The following is a 26,963-nucleotide window of genomic DNA, read 5'->3' as shown; positions in this document are numbered from 1 at the left end:
TCTTAAAACTCCGCATTTTTCGGTGTCCGCGGGAACGGGATCACGTCACGGATATTCCCCATTCCGGTCACGAACAACAACAAACGTTCAAACCCAAGTCCGAATCCGCTATGCTCCGCGGAACCGAACCTTCTCGTGTCCAGATACCAAGACATCGAGGAAACCGGAATCCCAACTTCTTGCATACGAGTCACCAGCTTGTTGTAGTCTTCCTCGCGCTGTGATCCCCCGATAATCTCTCCGATTTGCGGGAAAAGCACGTCCATCGCGGCAACCGTCTTTCCGTCCGGGTTCTGTTTCATGTAGAAAGCCTTGATTTCCTTCGGGTAACCCGTCAAAATCACCGGTTTCTTGAAATGTTTCTCTACCAAGTAACGCTCGTGTTCACTCTGTAAATCCACACCCCAACCTGTCACCGGATACTGGAACTTACCGTTCTTATTTTGCTTGCTGTTTTTCAATATATCAATAGCCTCCGTGTAAGTAACCCGTTCGAATTCATGATTCAACACGAATTGTAACTTCTCGATCAACTCCATGGAACGTTCCTCGGCTTTCTTATCCTTCTCCTCTTCCTGCAAGCGCTTGCTCAAGAACAACAAATCGTCCATGCAATGCTCCAAAGCATAACGGATCAGGTATTTCAAAAAGTCCTCCGCCAAATCCATGTTATCTTCCAAATCATTGAAAGCAACTTCCGGCTCGATCATCCAAAACTCTGACAAATGGCGCGTGGTATTTGAATTCTCCGCCCGGAAGGTTGGCCCGAACGTGTAAATCTTACCCAGCGACATGGCACCCAGCTCACCTTCCAACTGACCGCTCACCGTCAAGTTGGTTGATTTTCCGAAAAAATCCTGTCTGAAATCAACACTTCCGTCCTCCAACAAGGGTGGATTCTTCGGATCAAGCGTCGTCACCCGGAACATCTCTCCTGCCCCCTCGCAATCCGAGGCCGTGATCAACGGGGTATGCAAATAATAGAAACCATGATCGTTAAAATATTGATGAATGGCAAAAGCCATCGCGTGACGAATACGGAAAACAGCCCCGAAAATATTCGTGCGGAATCTCAAATGAGCCACCTCACGCAAAAATTCCAAGCTATGCTTCTTCGGTTGAATCGGGAACTTTTCCGGATCAGCCTCTCCCATCACGATCACCTCGTTCGCTTGAATCTCGCGAGCCTGTCCGCTCCCGGCACTCTCCACGAGCAAACCTTTCACGTGAATAGCCGCCCCGGTCGTTACTTTCTTCATCACCTCCTCGGCCACCTTCTCCATATCAACCACCACCTGTATATTATTAATCGTAGAGCCGTCATTCAACGCGATAAAATTCACCTGTTTATTACCGCGTTTGGTTCTTACCCAACCTTTAACCTCAACCTCTTTACCGCAATCTCCTGATTGCAACAGTTCTTTGACTGACATTCTACTCGTTTTCATCTGAAAAACATTTAAATATTAAACTTACAACCGCAAAAATAGTATTTTTTCATGTAAAAAACTAGACCACGAATAAATCACTCAAAATCGCGTCTGAAATTACCCACCCGGTCTCACTGATTTTCCACCTTCCACCTTCCTCCACCAAATCCCCGGAACGCTCGTATTTCCGGACTTGTTCCTGCACCTGTTCCCAAAACATGGCGTAATCTCCCTCCAATTTTTGTTTCTCCATGCCCCACATTGTCCGCAAGCTCGTCATCACGTATTCATTATACAAATCAACAGGTTTTAATTCCTCTTTCTCAAATGAAAGCGCTCCTTCATTTAAATGATCTATATAAGTTTTCAAATTCGCCGTGTTCCATTGTCTGGAATACAGGTCATAAGAATGAGCCGAAGGGCCGAAACCGATGTATGGCTTTTGTTGCCAGTAAGATGTATTGTGCCGGGAGTACTTCCCGTTCCGGGCAAAATTGGAAATTTCATAATGTTCAAAGTCCAACTCTTTCAACCGTTCACACACCCGCTGATAACGCCCGGCCATCACCTCTTCATCCTCCAACCGGAACTCGCCTCTTCTCACCATGTGTTCAAACACCGTATTTGAATCAATACTTAACATGTACACGGACAAATGAGCTATTGGTAAACTACTTGCCTTCTCCACATCTCCCAACAACCCCTCATCCGTCTGCCCCGGCAAACCAATAATCAGATCCATGCTTATATTATCAAATCCCATGCCAGCAGCAAGCGCGATTCCATCCATCGCCTGACGGGCCGAATGCGTCCGATTGATTCGTTTCAATTGTTCATCCGAAAAAGATTGCACCCCGATACTTAACCGGTTAAACCCCAAATCCTTTATTCCCTGCAATTTTCCCGGCACCAGATCTTCGGGATTCAACTCGATGGTTCGCTCCATCCCGGTAGCAAACAAATAATTTTCCTCCAACTTCCGAATAATTCGTTCCAGATCCCCGTGTTCCAAGTAAGAAGGCGTGCCTCCCCCGAAATACAAGGTCTTCATTTCCTGCCGCGGCAAATACCCCCTCCTTAAAACGATTTCCCGTTCGACAGCCTCCAGATATGCCTCCTTCAAGGTCAACGAAGCTACCGAATAAAACCCGCAATAAAAACATTTGCTCCGGCAAAAAGGTACATGCACGTATATTCCCATGATCAAATTTTAATAGATACCCTGCAAAATAACAACAATTATTCACATGAACCATAAGGCATAAAGGGATTTGTTTACTACATTTGTAAAATTTCGAACTCACAACGCGTGTATATGGGTAAATTGGTTGCAATCTTATTTATATTCATCTCCATATCACTTGACGCCCAAACGGTCATCGTGGGGAAAGTTATAGCCCACTCCGGCGAACCGGTCAACGGGGTACACATCTATTGCGTCGAGAGCGAAAAAGGCTCCACGACAGACTCTCTAGGTCTCTTCCGGTTAGAATGTCCCATCCCTTGCACGTTGGAATTTTCACACGTCAACTATAAAAAAGAAACTTACAAACTCAACAAAAGCGACGCACCCTTCGTCATTACCTTGCGTAACAAACAGAACAACCTGAAAGAAGTCGTCGTCACGGCCCTTCCGGCCAGCGGGCGAATCCTCTCCTCCATCAAGGGGATCGAACGGATTCCGGCCATTCTCGGCGAACAGGATGTACTGAAATACCTCGCCACCATGCCCGGCATCGTGACGACAAACGCGCTCAATTCCGGCATCTACGTCCGAGGTGGAAACAGCAACGAAAACGGATTTCTCATCAACAATATGCCCATCGCCTACCCGGACCACCTCACGGGAATCCTGTCCACGTTCGACCCCTACATACTGAACAACTCCACCCTTTTCAAAAGCGGTTTCCCCGCCCGGTACAACAGTTTTTTATCCTCCTACATCAATATGCGCCCCGAACCGGGAAACAAGCACGAACACGAGGGAGAACTGACTCTCGGACTTGTCTCTTCCGCCCTGAAAGCCAAAGGCCCGATTATCAAAAATCATACGTCCTTTGCCGCCTCTGTCCGGACCTCTTATTTACAACATATCTCCCGGTTATACAACCGGTCCATGGACGACAAGACGAATCCTAACTACATGCCGGAGTACTCCTTCAGTGATATTACCGCAACCATTGATTCACGTCTTTCCGACAAATGGAGAATGACCGCCTTCGGACTATTCTCCCTCGACCACATGAAAATGAAGATCAGCGAACACGTGCAATACATTTTCGACTGGCACACCTTTTCCGGCAACGTGAATGTCTCCTACACGCCCAATGCCAACGAGCAATGGGATTTCCAATTCGGCGGGAAAAACACGTACAGCGAGGGTGACGCCTTCGGCAGTGTTCCCATGGGAGGCGGAAATCGCAACTACGCCCTTCTCGGACAAGCAACCTATTCCCGTAGACTCTCGGATAAATTGAACCTGAACAGCGGGGCAAAATTTGAATACTCCCGGTTCGAAACAGCCAACAAAAGCGATGACAGTCAAAACCTTCTGATCAAAAGTTCGGACAAAGACTTCAATCTATATGAATTATACCTGGATATAAACTACCAATTGAATCAAAACTTCTCCTTAAACGTGGGAGGAAATTATCAATTTTACGCGGGAGAGACCCGGGAACACACCTTTTCGCCCCGGGCAAAAATCAGTTACTCGGTCAACAAATTCACCATCTGGGCCGATTACGCCAAGACGGTTCAATATTTAAGCCTCTACCCCTATTTCACGGTTAAAACCCCGATCGACATTTGGTATCCCCTTGCAAAAGGAACCCAGCCCGCCACCTGTCACCAGTATTCCATCGGTATTAATCAAGAGATCGGACAACTATTATCCTTCTACGCGGGCATTTTTTACAAGGACATGCGTAACGTGAAAGATTTTGCCTCGGACATCCAAACCGAATATTCCGCCCTAAGCAATCGCCAAATTCAAGGAAAAGGCCATGCCAAAGGTCTCGAATTCGACCTAACGCTCAACCATCACGCCCTCTACATGCGGGCCAACTACACGCTCTCCGAATCCAAACGCAAATTCGCGGAAATCAATAACGGGAAAGCCTTTAATCCCCCGTATGACGTGAAACACAATGTTGTGATCAACTTTTCCTACCAGATTTCGCCCCGGCTCCTGTTGAACACCCTTTGGACCTTTTCGTCCGGGGTTTACACGACCTTCCCCAAGGGGATGGTTATCGCCCAGAACATCACGGAATTCAACGATGACAGACCCATTCTTATCCCCGTGTACACGGATCGCTATAACTACAAATTACCCAACAATCACCGGCTGGATGCCAGCCTCGACTATAAATTCGGCGGCAAGAACCTCTTGTTCAAACTCAGCGTCGGAGCCTACAACGTCTATAATCAATCGAACCCTTCGTTCGTTTATTTTCAAGCAGAAAGCACGGACAACCTGACCAAGATTATCCCGAAATCCAAGGTCATGCTCCCCTTTATCCCGTATGTTTCACTTCGAATAAACTGGTAATCACATGAAAAATGGAATCTTAACCCTCTTGTTTCTCTCGCTCCTCTCCTGCATGCCGGAAGAGGAACTTCCCATGAAAGACATGGGTGAGATCTCCGGTTATTTCATCGAATGTTACTGCAAACCGGGTGAATTTTACACGTTGAACGCGGCCAAAGTCTCCCCAATCCACGAGATCATCGACCTGAGCGATCCGGTCAATCTGGATGTTTCCATAAAGGCTGACTCCATCATCAAACTTATCCCCACGTTCAGCCCCTCATTCCTCGGAAATTTCAGGCACGACACCAAGTTCAATCAATTCGGGCTAGACTCGCTTTACCTGAGCATCTACACGCCTGAAAAAGAACACATCACGGCCAAAACCGCCATACCGGACCCCATCGCCATCTCTTCCTATTCCGTTTCCAAGGTGACAAACTCCGTCACGATCAGCTTCCCAACCTCATCCAATCCCATGCAGAATTACTATATATATAGCGTGCAGGCAAGAAAAGAAGGAGCCGGGGACGACAACCTGTTGAAAAAAGAAACCAGTTATCTTGACTTATCCCACCATACCGGGGGTGTCACGATTGAACGCACCATCAAATGCCAAGAAATCGCAGAAGCAGAAGCCGTCGTCATTCTTCTTTTACGTATCACCGAAGAGTGTTACAACTATCAAGTTTCTCTCTACGAGGCCAACAGCGCCAACCAAGGCAGCATCACCTCTCCCGTCCCGCTTATCGGGAACATACAGGGTGCGCTAGGGATATTCACCTGTTACACGGAAGATTACAAATTCGTTTCCCGCGAAAATTTTCAATAACATATCCCATCTCACAAGATTCTTTAAACCCGATAAATCCGGATGTGAAGCCGATTTAAGTAATCATTTGATTATCAAACCATGATCACTACAGGACAAAATGCGGAAAAATTATTTAAAGTGTATTTTTAAAATCCTTATAAAACGCTATTCTTAGTATAGCGCTTTAATAGAGCTTTAATAGCGTTCTAATAGCGCTTTACACGAAAGAGATCCGGAATAGATCAGCTAGAATTAATTGATTATCCGACTATTACCTTAGCTCGTCGGCATAAACAGGGTACGTCCCTCCATACGAACGAAAAATACCCCCCGACCATTTACCCCCAAATAAATAATTCCGAAGTCAATCAAAATGCTCTGGAACAAATCTTTTCGCAGAATGTTTTGGAATTCACGTATTAATGTGTAATTTTGCCCCTCATTTTGGAGTGGAGTACTCGCTAAATTGTAAGGGATACCTTAGCCATGCTCTTTACAATGCACCTGTCTCCGTTGAAAATTATATCAGTTTGCCCGATAAACCTCGTTATTTTCAACCGGATAGAATGCCCAGAGTCCCCACAAAGAAATACAAACAGAAGTTTAATTTTTAATTAAAAAAAAAAGTGGATCAGATTAGTTACAAAACAACTTATGTCAACAAAGCCACTGCACAGAAAGAATGGGTTTTGATTGACGCAGAGAATCAAGTTGTGGGACGTCTTGCCGCTAAAGTTGCGAAACTATTGAGAGGCAAGTACAAACCCAGTTACACTCCCCACGTGGATTGTGGAGACAATGTAATCATTATCAACGTAGAAAAAGTTATCTTCACAGGTAACAAATTAACAGACAAACAGTATCGTAGACACACCCAGTACCCCGGTGGTCAACGGATTTCTACCCCGGCAGAAGAAATGAAAAGATTCCCGGAAAGAATTCTGGAACATGCTGTTAGAGGTATGCTTCCTAAAAATCGCCTTGGAAGAGCTGTATTCAAGAACATGCACCTGTTCGTAGGACCGGAGCATAACCACGAATCACAACAGCCTAAAGTAATTGATATAAACGCACTTAAATAACAAGGTATGGAAGTAGTAAATGCAGTAGGTAGAAGAAAAACAGCGGTAGCCCGCGTTTATCTTAACGAAGGAAAAGGCAATATTACGATCAACAAGAAAAGCCTAGAAGAATATTTCACATTGCCTACCCTCCAATATATTGTAAAACAACCGCTTGAACTATTAGGTGTGTTGGGACAATATGACATCAAGGTAAACCTTGTAGGTGGAGGTTTCAACGGACAAGCTGAAGCTTTACGTTTGGGAATTGCCAGAGCATTGGTGAAAGTAAACGCAGAGGATAAATCAAAACTAAGAGCAGCAGGATTCATGACCAGAGATCCGCGTGAAGTGGAACGTAAGAAACCGGGACGTCCTGGCGCTCGTAAGAGATTCCAATTCTCTAAACGTTAATAGGAGTTTAGTATCTAAATTGGCGGGACTTCTGTGGAGAACTACCCGACAATTGATTAAATTTAAGAAAGTAAACTTTAAAGGAGACACAAAATGTCAAATACAAATTTCGACGAATTATTAAATGCAGGTTGTCACTTTGGACACCTTACCCGTAAATGGAATCCTAAAATGGCTCCGTATATTTTCATGGAGCGTAATGATATCCACATTATTGACCTGAACAAAACAGCCATCATGTTGGACAAGGCAAGTGCAGCTTTGAAACAGATCGCTAAATCAGGTAGAAGAATTCTGTTTGTTGCAACAAAGAAACAGGCTAAGGACATTGTTGCTGAAAAAATTTCTAATATCAACATGCCGTTCGTGACTGAAAGATGGCCGGGTGGTATGTTGACCAACTTCCCGACAATTCGTAAAGCCGTGAAGAAAATGACTACCATCGACAAGATGGAAAAAGACGGTACTTTCTCTCACCTTTCAAAACGGGAAAAACTTCAGATCTCTCGTCAAAGAGCAAAATTGGAAAAGAACTTGGGTAGCATCGCTGACCTGACTCGTCTTCCGGCAGCTCTTTTCGTGGTTGACGTGATGAAGGAGTACATCGCTGTAAAAGAAGCTAACACGTTGGGAATTCCAGTATTCGCTATCGTGGACACGAACTCAAACCCGGAAGGAATTGACTTCGTAATCCCAGCTAACGACGACGCATCAACTTCTATTTCTTTAATTATCGACAAGGTAGCCGGAGCCATCAAAGAGGGTCTGACGGAAAGAAAAGCCGAAAGAGAGAAAGAAGGAGACAAGAAAGGTGCCGAAAAAGTTGAGGCTCAGGATGAAGTAGCTGAAGTAAGCGAAACCGCTTCTGAAGAATAGATTAATTTTTGACTTTAGATTTCAGATTTTAGATTGAATGATCTAACTTCTGAAATTGAATTAACATGGAGGTTTAAAGAATATGGAAATAAAAGCAGCAGACGTGATGAAGTTGCGTAAAGCAACAAACGCCGGAATGATGGACTGCAAACATGCATTACAAGAAGCTGAGGGAGATTTCGACAAAGCCGTTGATATCATCCGTAAGAAAGGTCTTGTTGTTGCAAGCAAACGTGCAGACAGAGAAGCAAAAGAAGGATGCGTTTTAGCCAAAACCGATGGAAAGAATGCAGTTATGGTTTCCTTAAACTGCGAAACTGACTTCGTGGCTAAAAACGAGGGATTCATTGCTTTCACGACCAAAATTCTTGACGCCGCTTTAGCTAATATGCCTGCAACTACCGAAGATTTGTTGGCTATCCAACTGGACGGTAGAAGTATCGCTGACCAGATTTCAGAACAAACCGGTGTTATCGGTGAGAAACTGGAATTAAGCTATTACGGCTCTGTAAAAGCAGAAGATTGCGTGATCTACATTCACCCGGGAAACATGTTGGCAACCGTTGTTGGCTTCAACAAAGCAGCTGACCCCCAAGTGAAGAAAAATATCGCCATGCAAGTGGCAGCCATGGCTCCTGTTGCCGTGGATAAAGACGGTATTCCTCAAAACGTTATCGATCACGAATTCGAGATCGGTCGCGAAAAAGCTCGTGAAGAAGGTAAACCGGAAAATATGCTGGATAAAATTGCTCAAGGTCGCTTGAACAAATTCTTCCAAGAGTCTACCTTGTTAAACCAAGTTTTCGAGCAAGACGGTAAAATGTCTGTAAAAGAGTACTTGAAGAGCGTAGATAAAGATTTAACTGTTACCGCTTTCTTACGTTTCACGTTGAACGCCTAATACAGGAAACAAATCTTTGAAATATAGAAACAGGCTTAGCAATAGGCCTGTTTTTTTATCCACTCACACCCACGATATGCAGCAAGAATATACCTACATCCTGTTAGACCTCGACGGTACGGTCACCGATTCCATGGAAGGAATCACCAAATCAATCCGGTACGCCTTGAAACACTTTGGAATAGAAGTGAATGATTTGAACGAACTACGTAAATTCGTGGGTCCCCCGTTGAAAGAATCCTTGATGGAATTCTGCCATTTCAGCGCGGATCAGGCCGAGGAAGGCATCCGGAAGTACCGGGAAAGATTCGCCGACACGGGCATATACGAAAACGCCGTTTATCCCGGCATGGAACGTCTTCTGCAAGAATTAAACGAGGCCGGAAAGCAAGTGATGCTCGCTACCGGAAAACCGGCTTATTACGCCAAAAAGATACTTGATCATTTCCACTTGAGCGATTACTTCAAATTCGTCGGGGGAAGCGGGCTTGACGGCTCGTTGTCTCACAAAGACGAGGTGATCCGTCACGTGCTGGAAAATAATGACATCCGGGACTTGAGCAAGGTGGTCATGGTGGGGGACCGGAAGCACGACATCATCGGGGCCCGGAAGACCGGAATTGACTGTATCGGGGTTTTATACGGTTACGGGGATCGGGAAGAATTAACCCAAGCCGGAGCCAAACGGATCGTCGCGTCGGTAGAGGAATTAAAACAGGCGTTATTACCCAAAAACCACCTACATAATCAGTAAACAGTCTTGTACAGATCGAGTTATTGTACTATATTTGTTTACTCGATTAATAATTTTTATTGATGAATACATTTAAGCCGGAAATACAAGAATTATTAAAAGCCGTTGAAAAGAAGTACTCTCAAAATTTAAGGACAACCACTGATTTTGATGTATTTTCTCTTCACTTAAAGCTTCAACTCGATGTATCCATATCCACTTCGACCCTAAAGCGGTTGTGGGGTTATGTCAAAGACAAGCACAAACCGAGGAATCAGACACTTGATTCTCTCGCACAATACATCGGCTTTTTCAACTTCAACGAGTTCTGCGCTTACCTGAAAGACAACAGTTTGTGCAATTCATCCTTCTTTGTCACGAAACAGATTCAAACCAGAAATCTCTCGGCAGGAGAAGAAATTGAAATCGGATGGTCGCCCAATCGCTACCTTCACCTGCAATACCAAGGGGATTCGTGGTTTGAAGTGGTAGAGGCCCAACACTCCAAGCTCGTACAAGGAGATCGTTTCGAGGCAGTCAGCTTTTTGATGGGACAACCGTTATCCCTCGGCTATGTTTTAAGAGACAACCAGAAAACGCCGCCATTTATCGCAGGGCGTAACGGGGGATTGACTTTAATTAATCGCATCCATGCCAAATAAGGATTCATTGTCATCGGGATTCGTGGGAGAAGATATTCCAAGTCAAGAGAGTATGTTCAGCAATATTTCCGAATTCTATCGTTCGGAATCGGGTTATAGTTGCCTGCATCTGTGTCGACGGTACGGGAAATTACATATCCTCAAAAGCCTACAACCCCTATTTAAACAAGAAGAGTTCTACAAACAGTTATTACATAAGGAATTCAATATCGGCTACCAGTTGGATCACCCGAATATCCGCCACACGATCGACTGGGAACAACAAGAGGACTTGGGGTTATGTATCGTGATGGAATACGTTGACGGGATTTCCCTGAAAGAGTTTATGATACAGGGAAAATTAACGCAACCTCTCGCATATAAGTTTATCCGGGAACTTTGTGAAGCATTGCACTATATCCATAGTAAGCAACTTGTTCATAAAGACTTAAAGCCGGAGAATATCATCATTACCCACAACGGGAATAACGTCAAATTAATCGACTTCGGTCTCTCGGATCGGGATGATTATGACACACTGAAAATTCCTGCCGGAACAAAAAAATATCTCGCCCCGGAGCAATTACTTCCTCACGCATCGCTTGATTGCCGCACGGATATTTACTCGCTGGGAGTTATCATCCAAGACATCACAAGCGTGATAAAGGATCGAAGATTGGTTCGAATCGCGCAGAAATGTACGCAGAAAAATCCTGACAAGAGATTTCATTCCGCCCAAGAGGTACTGGAAGCACTCAACGTTAGAAAACATAGCAAGAGCATTCTTTATATTTCTGCGGTCGCGCTACTCTCGTTCCTGACAACCTTTTACTTGAAGAACTTGTCGTCCCAACCGGATAAAAGTAGCATAAACCGGGTGTACAGCAATTCGGTGATCGCACCGACCTGCCAAAAGTTCCTTTTACAGAAAAAGAATAACTTGAATCGGCACGTGATTGCTTACAAAAAGAACGAACGATCCCTTGTGCAAGATAGTACAAACACGCAAAAGGCGCTCAAGCAAATCATTAAAACAGAATTCGCAGACGCCACGCAGCAAGAGTCCCGTTTGTTCAAACATCAAGTGAATGAATTAGAATCTGAAATCGGACAAATCTTTGAAGCCATCCGAAAAGAGGTCCAATAAAGCCATCACTGTTCATTAATCCGCAGGAAGTTTCCCCATCCTTTCGCCTGCCGGTAAATCGGTTTACGTCCGGAAGGCACGTAAAGAGTACATACATTGAAAATATCCCCTGCCCCGGTAAACGTCGACGAGTAACAAACAGGCGGGTAAGTTGCCATTAGGTAAAGCTCCTGCAAATTACAACCATCAAGACAATAGTCAAACAATGCCGAAATCTCTTTTCCCAGCACCAGCTCTTTCAATTCGGCACACTCTTTAAAAGCTGCCTCCGGAATAGTATAAACTCCATCGGAAATAACGATCTTTTTTAATCTCGAACCCCGGAATACCTGTTCGCCCAGTTCCTCCACCGATACGGGGATAATGATGGAATCCAACAAACAATTCTGGAAAGCCGCCACCCCGATCTTCCGAACGGAAGAGGGGAACGTGAATTCCTCGGCCGTTTTTCCTTCCGGGTAATGGATCAAGATACTCGCATCTTTATTGTATAACACGCCATCAATACTTGAAAAAACTGTATTCAAAGGAGAAACGGACAATTCCTGCAAAGCACTGCAACCACTTGAAGTTTTGTAAACGACTAGACTATCGGGTATTGTCATGGAGATCAAACCGGAACATCCTTTGAATGCATCTTTCTCGATTACTTTCAAGCTGTGCGGCAAGACGATTCGCTGCAATTTACTGCAATGAAGAAACATCCCGTAGTCCAGCGTGTCTCGACGAGTATATCGGGATCCGTAATAGCTACTTCCACCCTCCACGATCTTTGCCTCGGAGAGATCCATTTCCACCAATTGGCCCGGAGTTTCATGTCCCTCAATGTCCCATCCCAGCATTTCACGCAACAAACGAATATCCGTTCCGTTCAAGAAACCGGAAAGGGTTAAGGAGGCAAGGTTGTACTTTTGATTCCCCATGATTTCCGGCAACATACCGGGAACGGAATTGTAAACGGCCTCGCTAGTCGTAAATTCCACGGGCGTAGAGTAAGTTTCCCCGATCGAATTCACGGCGTATGCACTCACGATATAAGTGGTACCCATCTCCAATCCTTGCAGTTTTCCCGTGAAAGCACCCTCATCACCCAATGGTACCTCGACCAATTTCCCGTTTTCCGTACTCTTCTCCCGATACGTAAACGCCAGAGTTGTCAAGGCTTCCCCACCATCATCCACCAAGGTACATTGGAATGCCGCGCTAAAAGGCCCCTTGTATATCATGACCAGATCGCCCAGAACGGGTAACGTGTTGGGTAAGGTCTGAAAATGTCCAATGTCACTTCGCACGATGCTATGACCATTTGATATTTCCAAGCAATAATAATACGATGTCCCAGCTTGTAAACCCGTGAGGCAAGTCTCCACGTTTCCCTCTACCCCTTCAGCCTCCTGTTGAAGCGCTTCCGCCATATCCTCGGATGTCCCGTACAGGAATTTACACGAGGTAACCGTTCCCTCTCCCCGTAATTCAATCTCCGCGGAGATTCTCGCTGTGTTACGAGTAATCTCTGTCACCTCATTTAAAGAGATACGGGGAGCCAGCACAGAAGGTTCCTCTTCCTTTTTACAAGCAAGTAACAGTAAACAGCACGCAATGATCCATTTGTACATATCCCTAAAAATTTATTCCGACTCCAACCGTGGGTTCCCAGTATTCCCCCTTTATCGTGATCACTCCAAGCGAGAGGGCCATTTTGCGAACCTTGACAAGCAAGCCAAGTTCCGCGGCAATTCCCTTGTAGGAATAATCTTTATTTCTCAGTTTCAACCCCTCGATGGTTTCCCACACCACTTGCCGTTTCCCGTAACCCAACCCCTCGTATAGATAGCATAACGACGCGATCGAATGAATTCCCCCGGCCAGAAACGCGTACCGGGAATACTTCTCGGAACCCGTGTAATAAGGTGTGTCCCCGGTAGAAGGTATGCTCCCGTCCTTCCGACATTCCCCATCCACGGACAAAGACTTGAAATCAGCCTGCCCATGCACGTATAACCCATGTTTTTTCATGCACGCCAGCATGACCCCGAAAGCGGGACGTTCGTGATCCCATCCAATCGTGAACAAACTTGTAAAAGCAGGTCTTTGGGATTTCAATTTGCCCGTCGGCATAGCCCGTAAGCTCTCATCCAGCGGGGTATTGGGTAACGGGCGGTGAACTTTCCGTACTCTCGGGTATTCTTCCTCGACCTTCAAAAGCGGTTCTTCTATCACCAACTCGTAGGTTAATCTCGATTCAAGGATAACGGGAAATTTATAGTCCCGCAAAACACCCCATCGAGGATGCTTTATCGTTATTTTCCGGGTTCCATTCGGCACGTACAACCAGATTTCACCCACTTCATTCTTACGCTGCACGATTCCCAAAGGAGTAGAAAAGGCGAAATCACGATTCCCGACCACTTTGATTAACGCACACGCCTCGTCATTCAAGTCTCTCACGGGATTCACCCAAGCTGTTATATCGTTGGGTAACAACCGAAACGAAGCAACCTTAAACTCTTGAGCCCATCCCGGCACAAGTAGCCATAAGAGTATGATCGTGCATAAGATTTTTTTCATCATTCAAAATTAAAACTTCCCAAGTGAATAATATCCCGTTCCGGCAACAACGTCTGATCATCTATTCTCCGGGGCTGCCACGTACGCACGTGAATTTTAGGTGCCGTCTCGTCAGAAAAATCCCATAACAGGAATAAATACCCCTCGTCCGAGTACAAATCCGAAGAGTAAGCCTGACGAACGGAGACGCCATAAATTCCCGGTCGGGTGGGATGTCTCCGGATCAGAAAATCAGAATAACGAACCTCTATTTTCTTATTTGCCTTGAATATCCGACGCAAACGATCCAGATATTGTTGTTTCGTTTTTATATTGTACCGGATCTGATCGGCTGGAAGATAATGTCCTTCCTGTGGCAGTTGTTTCACCACGGTACCAACAATGATTAACGCTTTCTCGCTAAAAAGTTGCTCTAGGAAGTCAATATCTTTCGTCTCGTACGACATCCGGAAATGTTCCATATAGTTTAGGATTACTCTCCGATTTTCCGAATCTGTCTCTGAGAATCCGTTTTTCAGGACCTTTTGTGCCTCTTGATAAAACGGGCTGGTAGTATCTATCGCCTGAATCCTTTCTTTCCGGGGTAAAGAGGGTTTCTTTACTGACAGTATCGTGTTTTCCGATTCCGGCACTTCAACCGTCTCCGGGAGCGGGTAACGGTAAAAGACCTGTACAATGGGAGAAGTTGTTTCCAAAGATTGCCAGTCCAGTTCAAAAGGATATGCCGTGCTGACGGTCTTTCCAGTCTCGTCAATCAAGAGGTCCATGCTGTCTTGATGAACAAAAACACGGTTCGCATGACTCCACGGATATATTTTATCATAGATAAAGGGAGTCACACGGTTCCCTTTAAAATCAAACAGGGCCCATTTCCCTTTACTCTTTAATGCCAGTCGTTCCGAATTTATAAATTCTCCATCATCGTAATCGGCAGGAACGATCATTTTCCCGGCCTTATCAACCACCCCGATTCCATTTCGAGTTAAACAGAAAGCCACGTCGTGACGGAATTCTGTCATTTCCTGTATCTCGGCGGGAAGATACAACACGGTTTTCCCTTTTTTATCCAAACAGGCACAATAGTGTTGCCGCAAATCTTTGTACACGAGTAAACCACAAGAAAATACCCCCTGTAAGCGACAATTCGTTAACATCACGGGAAAAACGTTCTGTCCCTCCCTGTCAATGACCTCGTAGGCGATTCGTCCCTCCCTGTCTGCCATCCCGACCAAAGCCATCCCCTCGGAAAAATCACAAGCAAAATCATACTCAGGGGCAATAACCCATTCCCCACGAGTATTCACGTAGCCATATTTTTGATTTTCAGTATAAGCCAGAGCAAGTCCATCTCTAAAATTATGCATCACCCGAACGGGTACTCCCCGGTAGGAATCTATTACCGCGATGTTTTCACTCGATTTATTGATTAAAATGAAAGGCCCTTCCTTTTCTCCTTGGGCAATGGTTACGTCCTCTATAAAGTTTCCCACTTGGATAAAACGCCGGGAACTTGTTGCCATCGGAACTTTTGAAATATCACACAACCGGAACATTCCATTCCCACAGGGAAGAACGCACACTTGATTTACAACAATGGAAGGTTTACCAGAAAATAAAGAATCTATCAGCACGTTCCCATCGGGCGTAATGATCCCGAAAGAAGAGCCTCCATGAAGAATTTTCACGGGAAAACCATTTATTTCCACCCGCTTTTTCTCACAGGAGACACACACGTATATTAGTGCAAATAGAAAAATAATATTTCTCATAAACACACGTTCCTATTTTTTGAAATATCCTCCCGTTTTACGCGAACCTCTATATTCAATTAATTCTTTCTCTTGCAATGACTTCAAATAGCGGGCTATTGTCGCTCTTCCTTTTTGAAGGAATAACATAATTTCTCTTCCTTTTGCCCCCGGATTCCTTTCTAAAAAAGCAAGGATTAAAGTTTCAGCCTCGTTTATTTCCTCATCAACATTTATCTTATCATTTATCTTATCATTTGCACCCTCGTCAACGTTTATCTTATCATTTATCTTATCATTTACACCCTCATCAACGTTTATCTTATCATTTATCTTATCATTTATTCCCTCATCAACATTTATCTTATCATTTATATGATCATTTGCACCCTCATCAACGTTTATCTTATCATCATAAACACGATTTATAACAGAAGTAAATTGCATTCTTTCGGGATCATTCATAAATTCCAAATCCGGTTCTTCTTTTAACGCTCGAATAATCCCCGAACCAAGTCCGCGATAAGGCATGATTTTAGCACAGAAACTAGCGATGAACGGATTACGCACGACAGCGGTTCCCAATTTAATACTTTCTACCGTCAATCCATCCGGAAGACAACCCGGACTGATTATTTCAACACGATTATCAAATATGAGTAACCGCACCGGAGCGTTTCTGGTATAATCACGATGAACAAGAGCATTCTGAAGTAATTCCTCTAATGCGATCTCCGAGATCTCAAGTTGCCCGATTGAATTAAATCCTTGTCCGGCTTGAACACTATGAAGATTTGCTTTCAAGAAAGACATCCCTTTTTCAAATAGTTCAGGCAAGGTTCCGGTTATATCCTTACTATCTCTATAATTAACCCCCGCGATATTGTTACCAAAGAAAGAAACCGCTTTTATCATAAAAGTCGGACGAAATTGTTGAGGATTTTTACCAAAAAACAATAATCCGGCTAAAGTTATCTTATCTCCTCTCAGAATATTTAGATTCTGCAAAAGCTCCGTATAAGGAACACCAAAAGACTCTTTCTCACGTCCATATTCTTTACGGATAAACTCATCCAATATACTCCCGTTTACATCTTTTTCGGAAGTGAAAGGAATCGGTTGCTCGTCAGCATAAAGCATCCCGGAACATTGAAACAATCGAATGATTTCACTATTCTCCATGACCTTACGCTTATCAGCCCCCTGTTTTGTCCAAATTACCCCATGCAAATCCTTGTAAGGTTTATTATCTCCCTCTGCAATACGAACAACAAGAACGGAATGCCCGTCAATAATGACCGTTTCCGTTTGTATGTAAATAACCGGACGCAACAGATTAGTAGCAATATTTGCCAACATCGAATTAATTTGCTGAATTTCCGGGTAAGGCAAACCCGTGATTTCTCCCGTCTTGTCTTTTATTCCAAATAAAATCATTCCCCCACAAGCATTAGACATGGCCACCATTTCAGCAGCAATACTGTCTTGATTAGAAAAATGTTCCTTAAATTGGACCGTACTCGTTTCCCCACATGCTACTATCTGTTGTAATTCCTTGCTATCCATCTCTTTTGCCAGTTAATTATCTTACAAAAGTAAGAAAAATAGCCAATCTAATCCTCCCAATCCTCGATTTCTCCACCAATTTCGATTTTCACCTGTTCTGGATTCTTCGAGATCGTGACGGATAACGTATGCTGGATGCCGGGTTTAAAGACAAACTTGCTTTCCACCATGTAGGACACTCCTTTCATCACCACTTCAACCAAAGGAACTTGATTGGTTAATCGTTGAGGCACCACGATAGCCGTATATTGTGTCTTGTTGACTTTTTTCGCCTTAATCGTCTGTGCAGTTCCGTGAGTGTTTCGGGTAACAATTCCCACGCTCAAGTCGATCGTGGCAGAAGGTACCGTGTTATGGATGTACACCTCGGCATCTTCCGGAATATCACCATCATAATCTTTACCTTTCATCAGACGCACAACCATTTTACTCATCCGGTGCTTGAATGACAAGGAGACCGGAGAATCGCTTGCCGTGACGTTCTGATCCGTGGCCCAAAGAAAATCACTCGCCTCGTAGCCATCCAAGCCGGAATCAGTTGAAGTAACCGACTGGTCCAATGCCACGGAAAAGGGCAGATCGTCGACTCCCGAAGGAGAAGGGATGTACGGGTAATAAGCGAAAACATCAAAAGAACCCTCATCCCAATATAACTTTCTAGCGGGATTCCACTTTGTCCCGTCAAAGGTCAGTCGTTCATTATTCAGAAAATTTCCGGCAACCTCTAAAGGAATCCCGTGTCCGGTCATGTATACTCCAATCTGATCCTGTTTTTCAAAAGCACTTGTCGTTGCCCTCGCCAACGCCGGATGTTGCATATCAAACGTGATCAACATTTCATCCGATTCTTGCACTTGGTCGGTCTCACTACACCCGCACGGAATCAGTAGAATGTATAAAAGAATTACACAGCAAGTTATTTTTATGTATTTCATATCTTCTCTAATTTAGTCAAACCATCATTTCAAAATTGAAGGACGTCCCTTGTGAATCACGGGTGGATATTGATTTCCACGAGCTTTCGTACCAAAGTCCATGTCCCGGGTGGAACGTGATAAATTATCCGAACCCCGCTTATCATTCTTCACAAACTCATCGAAAGAATACGTTTCTCCGGCGTAAAGCATGATACGTTTCACGATGGCCTCCCGGCTAATGGCACTATGATACTGGATATTGTTATTCATACAACTATTTTGTTCCGACCGAAAAACACCTCGGGTATGCGTAAATCCCCCTTCATAAATATCCACCACGTCACTATAACGATCATCAAATATAAAATGAGCCCAAGGCACTTCATGCATTTTCCCGGTAAGAGAAAGGTTCTCGTACCATCCTAATGCTTTTCCCCACTTAAATGTACCCAAACAAAGACAATCATCAATAAAACTATTGTAATAAATATATTCGTCCCCCAATTTTCCAAAACCATGTCCTCCCGCCTCATGTTGTACGATTCCCCTAGCATCGTAAGGATAATTGTCTCCACTTAAAGGACAAAAAGCAATTGCACTTCCATCTTCCCACATTTGTGTAATACCCCCATAATCTGTTGTATTAGGAGTTATTACAATCAGCGACTGACTCAAATTACTTTCATTCACGGAAGGAATCTTCATCACATAGGCAAAAATTTCATCGTATTCACCTAATAATCCGACATCATTTGTAAAAGTTGTTCCAAATTTTGTATCTCGAATAGTATTTACACCTCCTATCCCATTTTCCGGAGAAACTGCAATAGCCGTATAAACATCGAAATAATCACGATACGTCCGATAAGGCTCGATAGCGAAAAAACGTTCCATTTGTTCATTCATTACCTGCAAATAATCACCTCTTGAGATATCTTCCGCATCGTAACCATCACCCAAAAAGATTAAATTAATCCCTTGTCCCACTTTATGGTTTTGTAAAACAAGCACTTCATCATCAGCATACTCAAAGTCATATTGATAAACACGACAAGATGTTGTGTAATCATAATCCTTTAGCCTAAAAATAATCTCCCCCTCCCGATAATTTGTCCCGGACTCTAACGTAAGGGTCAATTCCGTTTTCTTATTCCCACTCATCGCAGATAAAGTACACCATTCCGGTTTACTTTCTACTTCCCATTCTCCTTCTGCATCCAAAATTAATTTACGCTCAGACTTCCCATTCAAAGCTTTCACCATAGTCGGACGACATGTTAATTCTCTATGTGCAGCTATTCTCTTAAATTCTCGCCACCCGGGCGCAGCACGATATTGTTCAACAACAATTTCTGGAACTTCAAGCGTAAAATTATCCTTCGGAACACCTTCAAATGCTCTAGAATCCACCACATCAGCAGGAATCGTCCCCTTGCAAACAATACGCCCCACGTTGAAACAATTAGCGAAAGCCCCTCCTATATAGGAGTCTATATATCCTATATTTTCTAAATTTTCAGGAAATATAATTTCTTCAAATCCACATCTAGCAAATGCACCTGCGCTAATACTTGTAACACTCGGGGGAAATTCTAGTGTACCACTTAATCTCTCATTGTTTTCAAAAGCTCTCATACCAACACTCCGCAAATTCTGTGGTAATTTTATTTCACCCGAAAAATTACAATTACTAAAAATATCATCCTCAAGTATCAACAATTTTGAAGGAAGATTTAATTCTCCTTTAAATTTGCAGCTCTCAAAAGCCCGCTGTCCAATCATCGTAATTCCATCATGTAGTATCAATACCCCATCAAAGCCACAACTAGAAAAAGCTTGTAATGGAATTTCTGTTATTCCTTGAGGTATTTTTAAACTTCCTGTTATTCCACTACAATGAGCAAACGCTGAAGAACCTAAATACTGAAGATTTTCCGGTAATACTAAATTTCCTGTAAGATTTATACACAAATAAAAAGTTTGACTTCCAATATATTTCAACTTATCTGGTAGTTTCAACTCACCAATAATACCACATTGATTAAAAGCATTATCACCAATATATCCCAAAGTAGAAGGTAAAGACAAAATTCCTCGCATCCCAGAACACCAACTAAATGCCCCATTCCCAATCCTTATAACGCCTTCTGGTATTGTCAATGATCCCATCAATGATTTACATTCATAAAAAGCATCATCATCTATTTCCCATAATTGATCTGGTAAAATAATACTTTGTAATGAATTTTTTCCAAAAAAAGCCATAGAAGGTATTACATCGTCTTTTGTAGGTCTTCCATAACCATCTGCTCCACCCTTCACTATCTTCACCTCCTTCAAATTCAACGCCTGCAACCGATCCATTGAATCCCTCATGAAATAAAAATCCAAAGCATTAATCTCGCCCGTTATTTTCAAGTTCTGCAAATTCCTAAAATCTTTTTTGGCAGCCGTGATACACTCCTTCAATTTACCTGCCTCGGACTCAATCACAATATACTCCCTAGCTGTCGCATCATGTGATGCCAGATCATCTTCCCAAGCCCTAATAGATTCACTGACCAATACAAACTCATATTTCCCCTCATTGGCCTTTTTATCTACCCGAATCGTGAAATTATGCATTTTAGAAGGCACGTAAGTAAACGTTTCATTCTTTGAGAACGAATACGCGACCCCATCAACAGTTATACTAAATAATTTCACCCCGGCAGCCACCTCCTGCGGCACGACGATCGCCCGGAATTCATCCCCATGCTTATAAGGAATCGTCCCTGTTGCCGCCACTTCGCCTGTAACGGTTACAATACCCGTGGCCAAATCGACCCGCGCACCACGTTTCGTGTTCGTGACCAACACTTGTTTTTCCAACTTGGTCCATTCCCCTTCACTAAAACCTGTTCCCTCCTGCAATGTCACCCGGGCATTACTCATTTTATGACGGAACGAGAGCCGCACGGCAACAGGTGAAGGAGCCACGTTCTCCGCCTTCCCCCAAAGAAAATCACTCGCCTCGTATCCTCCCATCTCCCCGTTCTCGGATAACTTGGACTGGTCCTTTCGAACTTCAAAGGCATAGGCATTCACGCTTTCCGGAGTCCCTACCGGATAATACCCATACACGTCAATGGGAGTCTTACTATCCTTCCAGAACACATCGTATGCCGAATTCCATTTATTATTGGCTTCATCAAACGTGAATTGAAGATTTGTTGCCCGGTTCCCTTCATCCAACAAAGTCCCGGGAGAGCCTCCCTCGTAGTCCACGATATAAACTCCCATCACATCATTATGACAAAAACCACCATCATTCACCCGGGATAAAGCCACTTGATCAATCTCCCCGGAAAGTGAAATTAAGCAGGCCTGACCGGCATCAGGACCCGCTATTTCGTTATCGTAACATGCCCAGCACACACACGATAACGCTATTGCAACCAGAAGAATTATTTTTCTCATAAATATTGTTTTAGATTATTCTGCCACCCCGCCATAATCCACCCCGTCATCGTCCCATTGGCCGATATTGACGTTAATACCACTACTCGTTTTATTCACCTTCACGGTAAAAGTGTATCTTTTATTTCTCTCGAAATGATGTCCTTTCTTCAACGTATAATCTTTCCCATTCACATTGATCACCAGTAAATCGGTCTCACTAATATTTTGTGGAACAACAAGCGCCCTGTATAACCCGTCATTCTTCCCCAAAATAACGCTTTGCTCTTCATTTACAGCCTCAACTTCTCCCGTGGCTAGATTGATGGATGCCGCAAGCCGGACATGATTAAACTTTACCTGTATTGCAGCCTCATCCAATGCCGCTTGCGTGAAACCATTTCCCGGCTCCACCTTTACCTGCGCACAACTAAAAACATGATTCAACGTGATATTAACGGCCTGTTCCGTCGGGCTTACCCCCGAGGTCTTTCCCCAAAGGAAATCGCTCGCCTTGTAATTATCCACGGATGCCTGATCCGCTTTCACGTTAAAAACATGGCCAGACACGTTTGCCGATGCAGAATAAGGGTAATAGGCGTAAAAATCCGCTTTCGTTTCATCATCTTTCCAATATATGGTCTGATCCGGTGTCCAAGAAGAATTGTAAACAAACCGCATGTTGTTCACGTGATTCCCTGTATTTTGCAAATTACCCGCTTGTTGCCCGTCATAATTCACAACATACAATCCAATCTTGTCACCAGCCTCGAAAGTGGCATCTGTTGCCCTCGCAATATCCTGTACGCCAAAAAGCATTTTAATTTCTTTCCGTACCGGTTCCGGTGTTGGCTCTGGCATTAGCTCCGGATCCTCACTACCGGATCCTCCAGAACATGCATACAGCAAAGCTATTAGTATAAACCCGATCTTCTTTCTACCTGACATGATGTTCATTTTAATAAAACTTGTAATTTTTATACAAAGGTAGGGGCATATCATTCAAAAATCAAGTTCATAATGGTTCATTTGCAGAAAAACAACTTTCCCTTAACATTCCCATACAAAAGCAGGGGCTGTCCCCAAAAGTCTTATCCAGCATCTACAAGCTACCCCCTCCAACTCCCTTTACACAGGGGGAGTTAGTGGGGTAGTTATTTAAAATGCTCTTTTACTTTATTTCTTTTCCAAGATCGTCACGTAACGAACAAATTTAGGAGAATAGCGTTTTTTATCTGATTTCGGACGATTATTATTGTCGTAGACATCTATCAAACGAAGATTTACTTTCTCCTGTATCCCCACAGGCAGAACTTCCGTTGCCGGCTTACCGGAAACCAACACGACAGGCAAAGAATTTAAAAGTGTTGTATCGCTTTTTATATCCCAAGGCAATATGCGGCGACCAGCCTCATATACCAGCTCGATTCTCAATTCCTCATCCGCCGGATAATAGAAAGGTACGTGTTGTAACTCTTCAATCTGACGGACGGCCTTGATACTCTTGATCTCCGTGTTATTGAACATATTGGCAACACGAGACATCAACAGGGTTTCCACAAGGATCAATAATAGCACGACTCCCGTGAATACTTTCATGGATTTTATCCTCACCCCACCCGCGAAAATTGAATAGGCGGCAACAAGGAACAGGATCGAAACAATAATCAAAAGGGTCAACCCGACTTCTCCTTCCCGGTAAAATAGAAGATAGACGGCAACCGGCATTCCTAAAGCGATCAATGCCGGGATAAAAGCATTCACACGAAATACGACACGATCACTCGTCGTGAGCGTTTTTTCCTTCGCAGCGGTGAATATATAAACGATATAATGTGCCACAACCATCGCGGCCGGAATCAGTAACGGCAACAAGTACCGAGTTTTTTTCTCCGGGAAAAGAGAAAGTAACACCAAGGTAACCACGGTCCACAAAACGGCAAACGTGTACTCCTTACGCATCTTGATTTTCTTTTTTAACCACGGCCAACATAACCCGGTCAAGAGGAACAAAGCCCAAATTCCCGATTCTGCAAAGAACAGCCAGTAGTAGTACCAAGGACGTACATTTCTCTCGATCCAAGCCGTTGATTCTTTCGCCAGCACGAACAAGGCTGTATCCCGATGGAACACATACAGGTAAAGCGGCCACCAAAAGCTAATCACTATAAATAACAGCAACATGACCACGATAGGCCAGCCTTTTCTCTTGAGAGAAGGACGATAGATCCATATATAAGAGATCAAGAAAGGAAATAATAACGCATAGAAAGCCACAGGCCCTTTACCCAAGAAAGACAAGCCCAAGAATATCCCGGCCCAAACAAAATTAGCCCAACTCGTTCGCACGCTCTTTATCCCTTTATAGAAGAAAAATATGGCTCCCAGCATAAAACTATGGCAATAAATATCCCACGTCGCCACCCGTCCTGCCATAATGACATTAAAGCTGGTTGCCAGTACCAACGCGGAAAGCAAACCCAATAACCTGTTGCCACTTAAAGCCGAAGCAAAGAAATAGAGAAAAAAAGCCATCAACGTAGCCATAATCCCGGCGGCTGCACGCTGTAAAGATATATTATCCGGTTGCAAATACTCGATTCCCGCGGCTACCCACGTTGGAAGAGGCGGTTTCTCCAAACGTAGTTCCCCGTTCATGGTAGGCACCAACCAATTGTCATATTCAATCATTTCGTGTGCCGTCACTAAATTACGAGACTCCATAATATCCTCATAAACAGAACCATTATTCACGAAAAAGGCGAACCAACAAACGATAAGAATAAAAAGATAATGAATATAGTTTTTCTGCATAATCTCATGTACACGTTTAGATTAGAGTGCAAATTTATAATAATAAAACTATTTTCAAGGGCATATCCTTCAAATAATGCAGGAAGAATTTTTTTACCCGGGTGTAACAAAAAGGAAATGTTTTTGGTATACTTTTTGGTGGTGTTTTTGCGCGAAAAGGATTTGGCATACTCACAATCATGAAAATAGAACGGTATCTTATATTGCTCATTTTAGTGATTCCCGTGTTGATCCTACGGGATTTCACTCCAAACAACGAACTGAAATACCTCAGCATCGTTGATGAGGCCCTGCGAGACGGGCATTTCTTTACTTTCTTCCATCAAGGAGAACTTTATGCGGATAAACCGCCCCTTTATTTCTGGTTACTCATGTTGAGCAAATGGATTTGGGGTGAATATAATATGTTTGGCCTTTCACTTTTTTCTATCATTCCCGCACTGATTTCCATTTATATCATGAATAAATGGGTGGAAGAAGAAACCACCACATCCTTGAGATGGAACGGTTCGCTGATGCTCTTCACAAGCGCTTTCTTTATCGGTTCAGGCCTTGTCCTGCGCATGGATATGCTGATGTGTATGTTTATTCTTCTTGCCCTGTACACGTTTTATAAACGCTATTCGGGCAAGGGACAGCCGAGAGACCGTTTCTTGCTGCCTTTCTATATTTTCATGGCCATCTTCTCGAAAGGACCTATCGGGTTTATCGTTCCCTTGATAACCATACTCGTCTTTCTACTGGTGAAAAGAGACATCCGTTCCTTCTGCCGGTATTTCGGCTGGCGGGAATGGGGTATTTTATCGGGATTCTGTGCCATATGGTTTCTCGGTATTTATCTCGAAGGTGGATCAACTTACTTGAACAATCTTCTTTTCCATCAAACTATAAACCGGGCGATTGATTCGTTCGACCACAAAAAAGCATTCTGGTATTACGGGGTGACGTTCTGGTACTCCGTGGCTCCATGGTCTATCCTGTACATCACGACAATCGTTATCGCGGTAAAAAAGAAACTACTCACGACAGATAAAGAAAAACTTTTCCTCTCGGCAATTGTCTCGACTTTCGTCATTCTTTCCCTGTTCAGCGGAAAACTGGACATTTATATGCTACCCCTGTTCCCGTTCTTCACGTACTTGACAATCCTGTTGCTCCCAAAAATCAAGGAGAAATGGATCGCATTTTCCGTGTATATTCCCGTGATAGCCCTTACCATTGCTCCCATCGTGGCATTTTTCATCCGCAACAAATTTAATGTTCCCGACTCGCCATTTATTTATGTCGCCATCATAACATTGTTTATCTTCAGTTTAACAGCCTGTTATTTACTATATCGCAAACAAATGTACCGGGCCATCAATTGTGCCGCATTGGGAATCCTAGCCACCCTGTTCACGGGAGCCTTTGCCTTACCCCGGATTAATCCATACATCGGTTTTACCACTATGGCGAAAGAAGCATATCATATATGCGAGGAAGAGAATATCGATCATTATTACTATTACAAATTCCGCAGCGGGGAAAACATGGACGTTTATTTAAAAGAAGAGGCCATAAAGGTCACGAATGAGGATTCTTTATTTAATATCTACCAGAAAGGCGACTGCATGATTTTCGTCAAAGAAAAGAACGTTACGCGTTCCCCGGCACTCGCCAACTGGATTCAACAAACCCATCACGAGAAGATCGGAAACTTTTATCTTATCTACTCGGACACCAATTAGTTTCCGGCTCTTCTAGACAAATAAATATTCCGACTATAAGCAATTAACCCGGTTGACTGCCCTAAAATTAACACGGGATCACGCCGATAGATAGCATATGAAACGATGATCAAAGAACCAAAGAGGCTGATCACCCAAAAGCCTATCGGCAAAAGTGATTCATCTTTTCGCTTGGAGTAGATCCACTGGTAAACAAAACGCAGGGTGAAAATAATCTGTCCCATAGACCCGTAGATCAAAAGCCACAAAGGTATCTTTTCGTTCCGGAAGAACTGATCGACAAAAGCGCTTGCGTCTTTAAGCATGTATAAAATTGCCGCCACCGGGGTCAAAAGCAATAACGTCCGGATGATAAACGGTAATTTCTTCCATTGATGCTTTTTGTCCAAATTCCAGATATAGATATAGTAAGATATGATTTGTCCCAGAATAATCGCAAAGTCATCCCTCAACCACCCATATACAAATAACAGGTAGGAACCCACGATACTCAACTGCCAGAAAATAGCCGGAGAGATCACTTTTTTAGCCCGTTCCGACAAAATCCATTGTAAAAGAATCCGGGCAGAAAAAAACACCTGAGCAAGAAATCCTATAACATAAATCATTTTGTAAACTAAAAGTTTAAAGATAAAA

21 protein-coding genes are annotated in these 26,963 nt (G+C 43.6%); 10 read left to right on the top strand and 11 right to left on the bottom strand.

What is annotated here, in order from left to right; translation table 11 throughout:
- Nucleotides 1-2 precede the first annotated feature (2 nt).
- Nucleotides 3-1,448, bottom strand: coding sequence for an asparagine--tRNA ligase (gene asnS, locus R8806_RS14585; RefSeq protein ID WP_164719529.1), 1,446 nt, complete (start codon nt 1,446-1,448; stop codon nt 3-5).
- Between the two features lie 61 nt (nt 1,449-1,509).
- On the bottom strand, nt 1,510-2,631 hold the full coding sequence (gene hemW, locus R8806_RS14580; RefSeq protein WP_124315563.1) for a radical SAM family heme chaperone HemW: 1,122 nt from the start codon (nt 2,629-2,631) through the stop codon (nt 1,510-1,512).
- A gap of 114 nt (nt 2,632-2,745) precedes the next feature.
- Here hemW and R8806_RS14575 point away from each other — a divergent pair, with 114 nt between their 5' ends.
- The 9 genes from R8806_RS14575 to R8806_RS14535 all read left to right on the top strand — a co-directional run bounded on the left by R8806_RS14575 (nt 2,746) and on the right by R8806_RS14535 (nt 11,549).
- Complete coding sequence (locus R8806_RS14575) at nt 2,746-4,983, top strand: TonB-dependent receptor (RefSeq protein ID WP_124315564.1); 2,238 nt, start codon at nt 2,746-2,748, stop codon at nt 4,981-4,983.
- A gap of 4 nt (nt 4,984-4,987) precedes the next feature.
- The gene (locus tag R8806_RS14570; protein ID WP_124315565.1) at nt 4,988-5,794 is read left to right on the top strand and encodes a DUF4249 family protein; all 807 of its coding nucleotides are present in this window, start codon (nt 4,988-4,990) and stop codon (nt 5,792-5,794) included.
- A gap of 608 nt (nt 5,795-6,402) precedes the next feature.
- Nucleotides 6,403-6,858: a 50S ribosomal protein L13 gene (gene rplM / locus R8806_RS14565; protein WP_027200744.1), complete on the top strand. Its 456-nt coding sequence runs from the start codon at nt 6,403-6,405 to the stop codon at nt 6,856-6,858.
- Between the two features lie 6 nt (nt 6,859-6,864).
- On the top strand, nt 6,865-7,251 hold the full coding sequence (gene rpsI / locus R8806_RS14560) for a 30S ribosomal protein S9 (RefSeq protein WP_027200745.1): 387 nt from the start codon (nt 6,865-6,867) through the stop codon (nt 7,249-7,251).
- A 93-nt stretch (nt 7,252-7,344) separates the two neighbouring features.
- A complete protein-coding gene (gene rpsB / locus R8806_RS14555) occupies nt 7,345-8,127 on the top strand; it encodes a 30S ribosomal protein S2 (protein WP_087419186.1) in 783 nt (260 codons plus the stop codon).
- A gap of 82 nt (nt 8,128-8,209) precedes the next feature.
- On the top strand, nt 8,210-9,028 hold the full coding sequence (gene tsf / locus R8806_RS14550; RefSeq protein ID WP_124315566.1) for a translation elongation factor Ts: 819 nt from the start codon (nt 8,210-8,212) through the stop codon (nt 9,026-9,028).
- Nucleotides 9,029-9,104: 76 nt separating this feature from the next.
- Entirely contained in the window at nt 9,105-9,782 is a 678-nt protein-coding gene (locus R8806_RS14545) for an HAD family hydrolase (protein ID WP_124315567.1), read from the top strand.
- 62 nt (nt 9,783-9,844) lie between these two features.
- Nucleotides 9,845-10,423 carry a hypothetical protein gene (locus tag R8806_RS14540; RefSeq protein ID WP_087419189.1) on the top strand — a complete coding sequence of 193 codons (579 nt, stop codon included), beginning with the start codon at nt 9,845-9,847 and terminating at the stop codon, nt 10,421-10,423.
- Nucleotides 10,413-11,549 (top strand): serine/threonine protein kinase, encoded by a 1,137-nt coding sequence (locus R8806_RS14535; RefSeq protein WP_124315568.1) that lies wholly within the window; start codon nt 10,413-10,415, stop codon nt 11,547-11,549. Before R8806_RS14540 ends, R8806_RS14535 begins: the two co-directional genes overlap by 11 nt.
- Nucleotides 11,550-11,554: 5 nt before the next feature.
- On the opposite strand, the gene R8806_RS14530 is transcribed toward R8806_RS14535, so the two are convergent.
- From R8806_RS14530 to R8806_RS14495, 8 genes are all read right to left on the bottom strand, one after another.
- A complete protein-coding gene (locus tag R8806_RS14530) occupies nt 11,555-13,165 on the bottom strand; it encodes a leucine-rich repeat protein (RefSeq protein WP_124315569.1) in 1,611 nt (536 codons plus the stop codon).
- A gap of 4 nt (nt 13,166-13,169) precedes the next feature.
- Nucleotides 13,170-14,120 (bottom strand): hypothetical protein, encoded by a 951-nt coding sequence (locus R8806_RS14525; RefSeq protein ID WP_124315570.1) that lies wholly within the window; start codon nt 14,118-14,120, stop codon nt 13,170-13,172.
- On the bottom strand, nt 14,117-15,886 hold the full coding sequence (locus tag R8806_RS14520) for a WG repeat-containing protein (protein WP_124315571.1): 1,770 nt from the start codon (nt 15,884-15,886) through the stop codon (nt 14,117-14,119). Before R8806_RS14520 ends, R8806_RS14525 begins: the two co-directional genes overlap by 4 nt.
- A 12-nt stretch (nt 15,887-15,898) precedes the next feature.
- Nucleotides 15,899-17,431 (bottom strand): RNA-binding domain-containing protein, encoded by a 1,533-nt coding sequence (locus R8806_RS14515; protein ID WP_124315572.1) that lies wholly within the window; start codon nt 17,429-17,431, stop codon nt 15,899-15,901.
- A 47-nt stretch (nt 17,432-17,478) separates the two neighbouring features.
- Nucleotides 17,479-18,366 carry a fimbrillin family protein gene (locus R8806_RS14510; protein ID WP_124315573.1) on the bottom strand — a complete coding sequence of 296 codons (888 nt, stop codon included), beginning with the start codon at nt 18,364-18,366 and terminating at the stop codon, nt 17,479-17,481.
- A 24-nt stretch (nt 18,367-18,390) separates the two neighbouring features.
- The gene (locus R8806_RS14505) at nt 18,391-21,807 is read right to left on the bottom strand and encodes a leucine-rich repeat protein (RefSeq protein ID WP_151412104.1); all 3,417 of its coding nucleotides are present in this window, start codon (nt 21,805-21,807) and stop codon (nt 18,391-18,393) included.
- Between the two features lie 15 nt (nt 21,808-21,822).
- On the bottom strand, nt 21,823-22,734 hold the full coding sequence (locus R8806_RS14500; protein ID WP_164719560.1) for a fimbrillin family protein: 912 nt from the start codon (nt 22,732-22,734) through the stop codon (nt 21,823-21,825).
- 228 nt (nt 22,735-22,962) lie between these two features.
- Complete coding sequence (locus R8806_RS14495) at nt 22,963-24,600, bottom strand: ArnT family glycosyltransferase (protein ID WP_124315888.1); 1,638 nt, start codon at nt 24,598-24,600, stop codon at nt 22,963-22,965.
- A 179-nt stretch (nt 24,601-24,779) separates the two neighbouring features.
- Here R8806_RS14495 and R8806_RS14490 point away from each other — a divergent pair, with 179 nt between their 5' ends.
- Nucleotides 24,780-26,327, top strand: a complete 1,548-nt coding sequence (locus R8806_RS14490; RefSeq protein ID WP_124315887.1) for an ArnT family glycosyltransferase — start codon at nt 24,780-24,782, stop codon at nt 26,325-26,327.
- Here R8806_RS14490 and R8806_RS14485 read toward each other — a convergent pair.
- Nucleotides 26,324-26,935: a lipid-A-disaccharide synthase N-terminal domain-containing protein gene (locus tag R8806_RS14485; protein WP_124315886.1), complete on the bottom strand. Its 612-nt coding sequence runs from the start codon at nt 26,933-26,935 to the stop codon at nt 26,324-26,326. The two genes, R8806_RS14490 and R8806_RS14485, sit on opposite strands and share 4 nt — an antisense overlap.
- Between the last annotated feature and the right edge of the window lie 28 nt (nt 26,936-26,963).

The organism is Butyricimonas faecihominis (genome assembly GCF_033096445.1).
In the GTDB taxonomy this organism is placed as follows: domain Bacteria; phylum Bacteroidota; class Bacteroidia; order Bacteroidales; family Marinifilaceae; genus Butyricimonas; species Butyricimonas faecihominis.
This window is presented reverse-complemented; position numbering and strand designations above follow the sequence as displayed.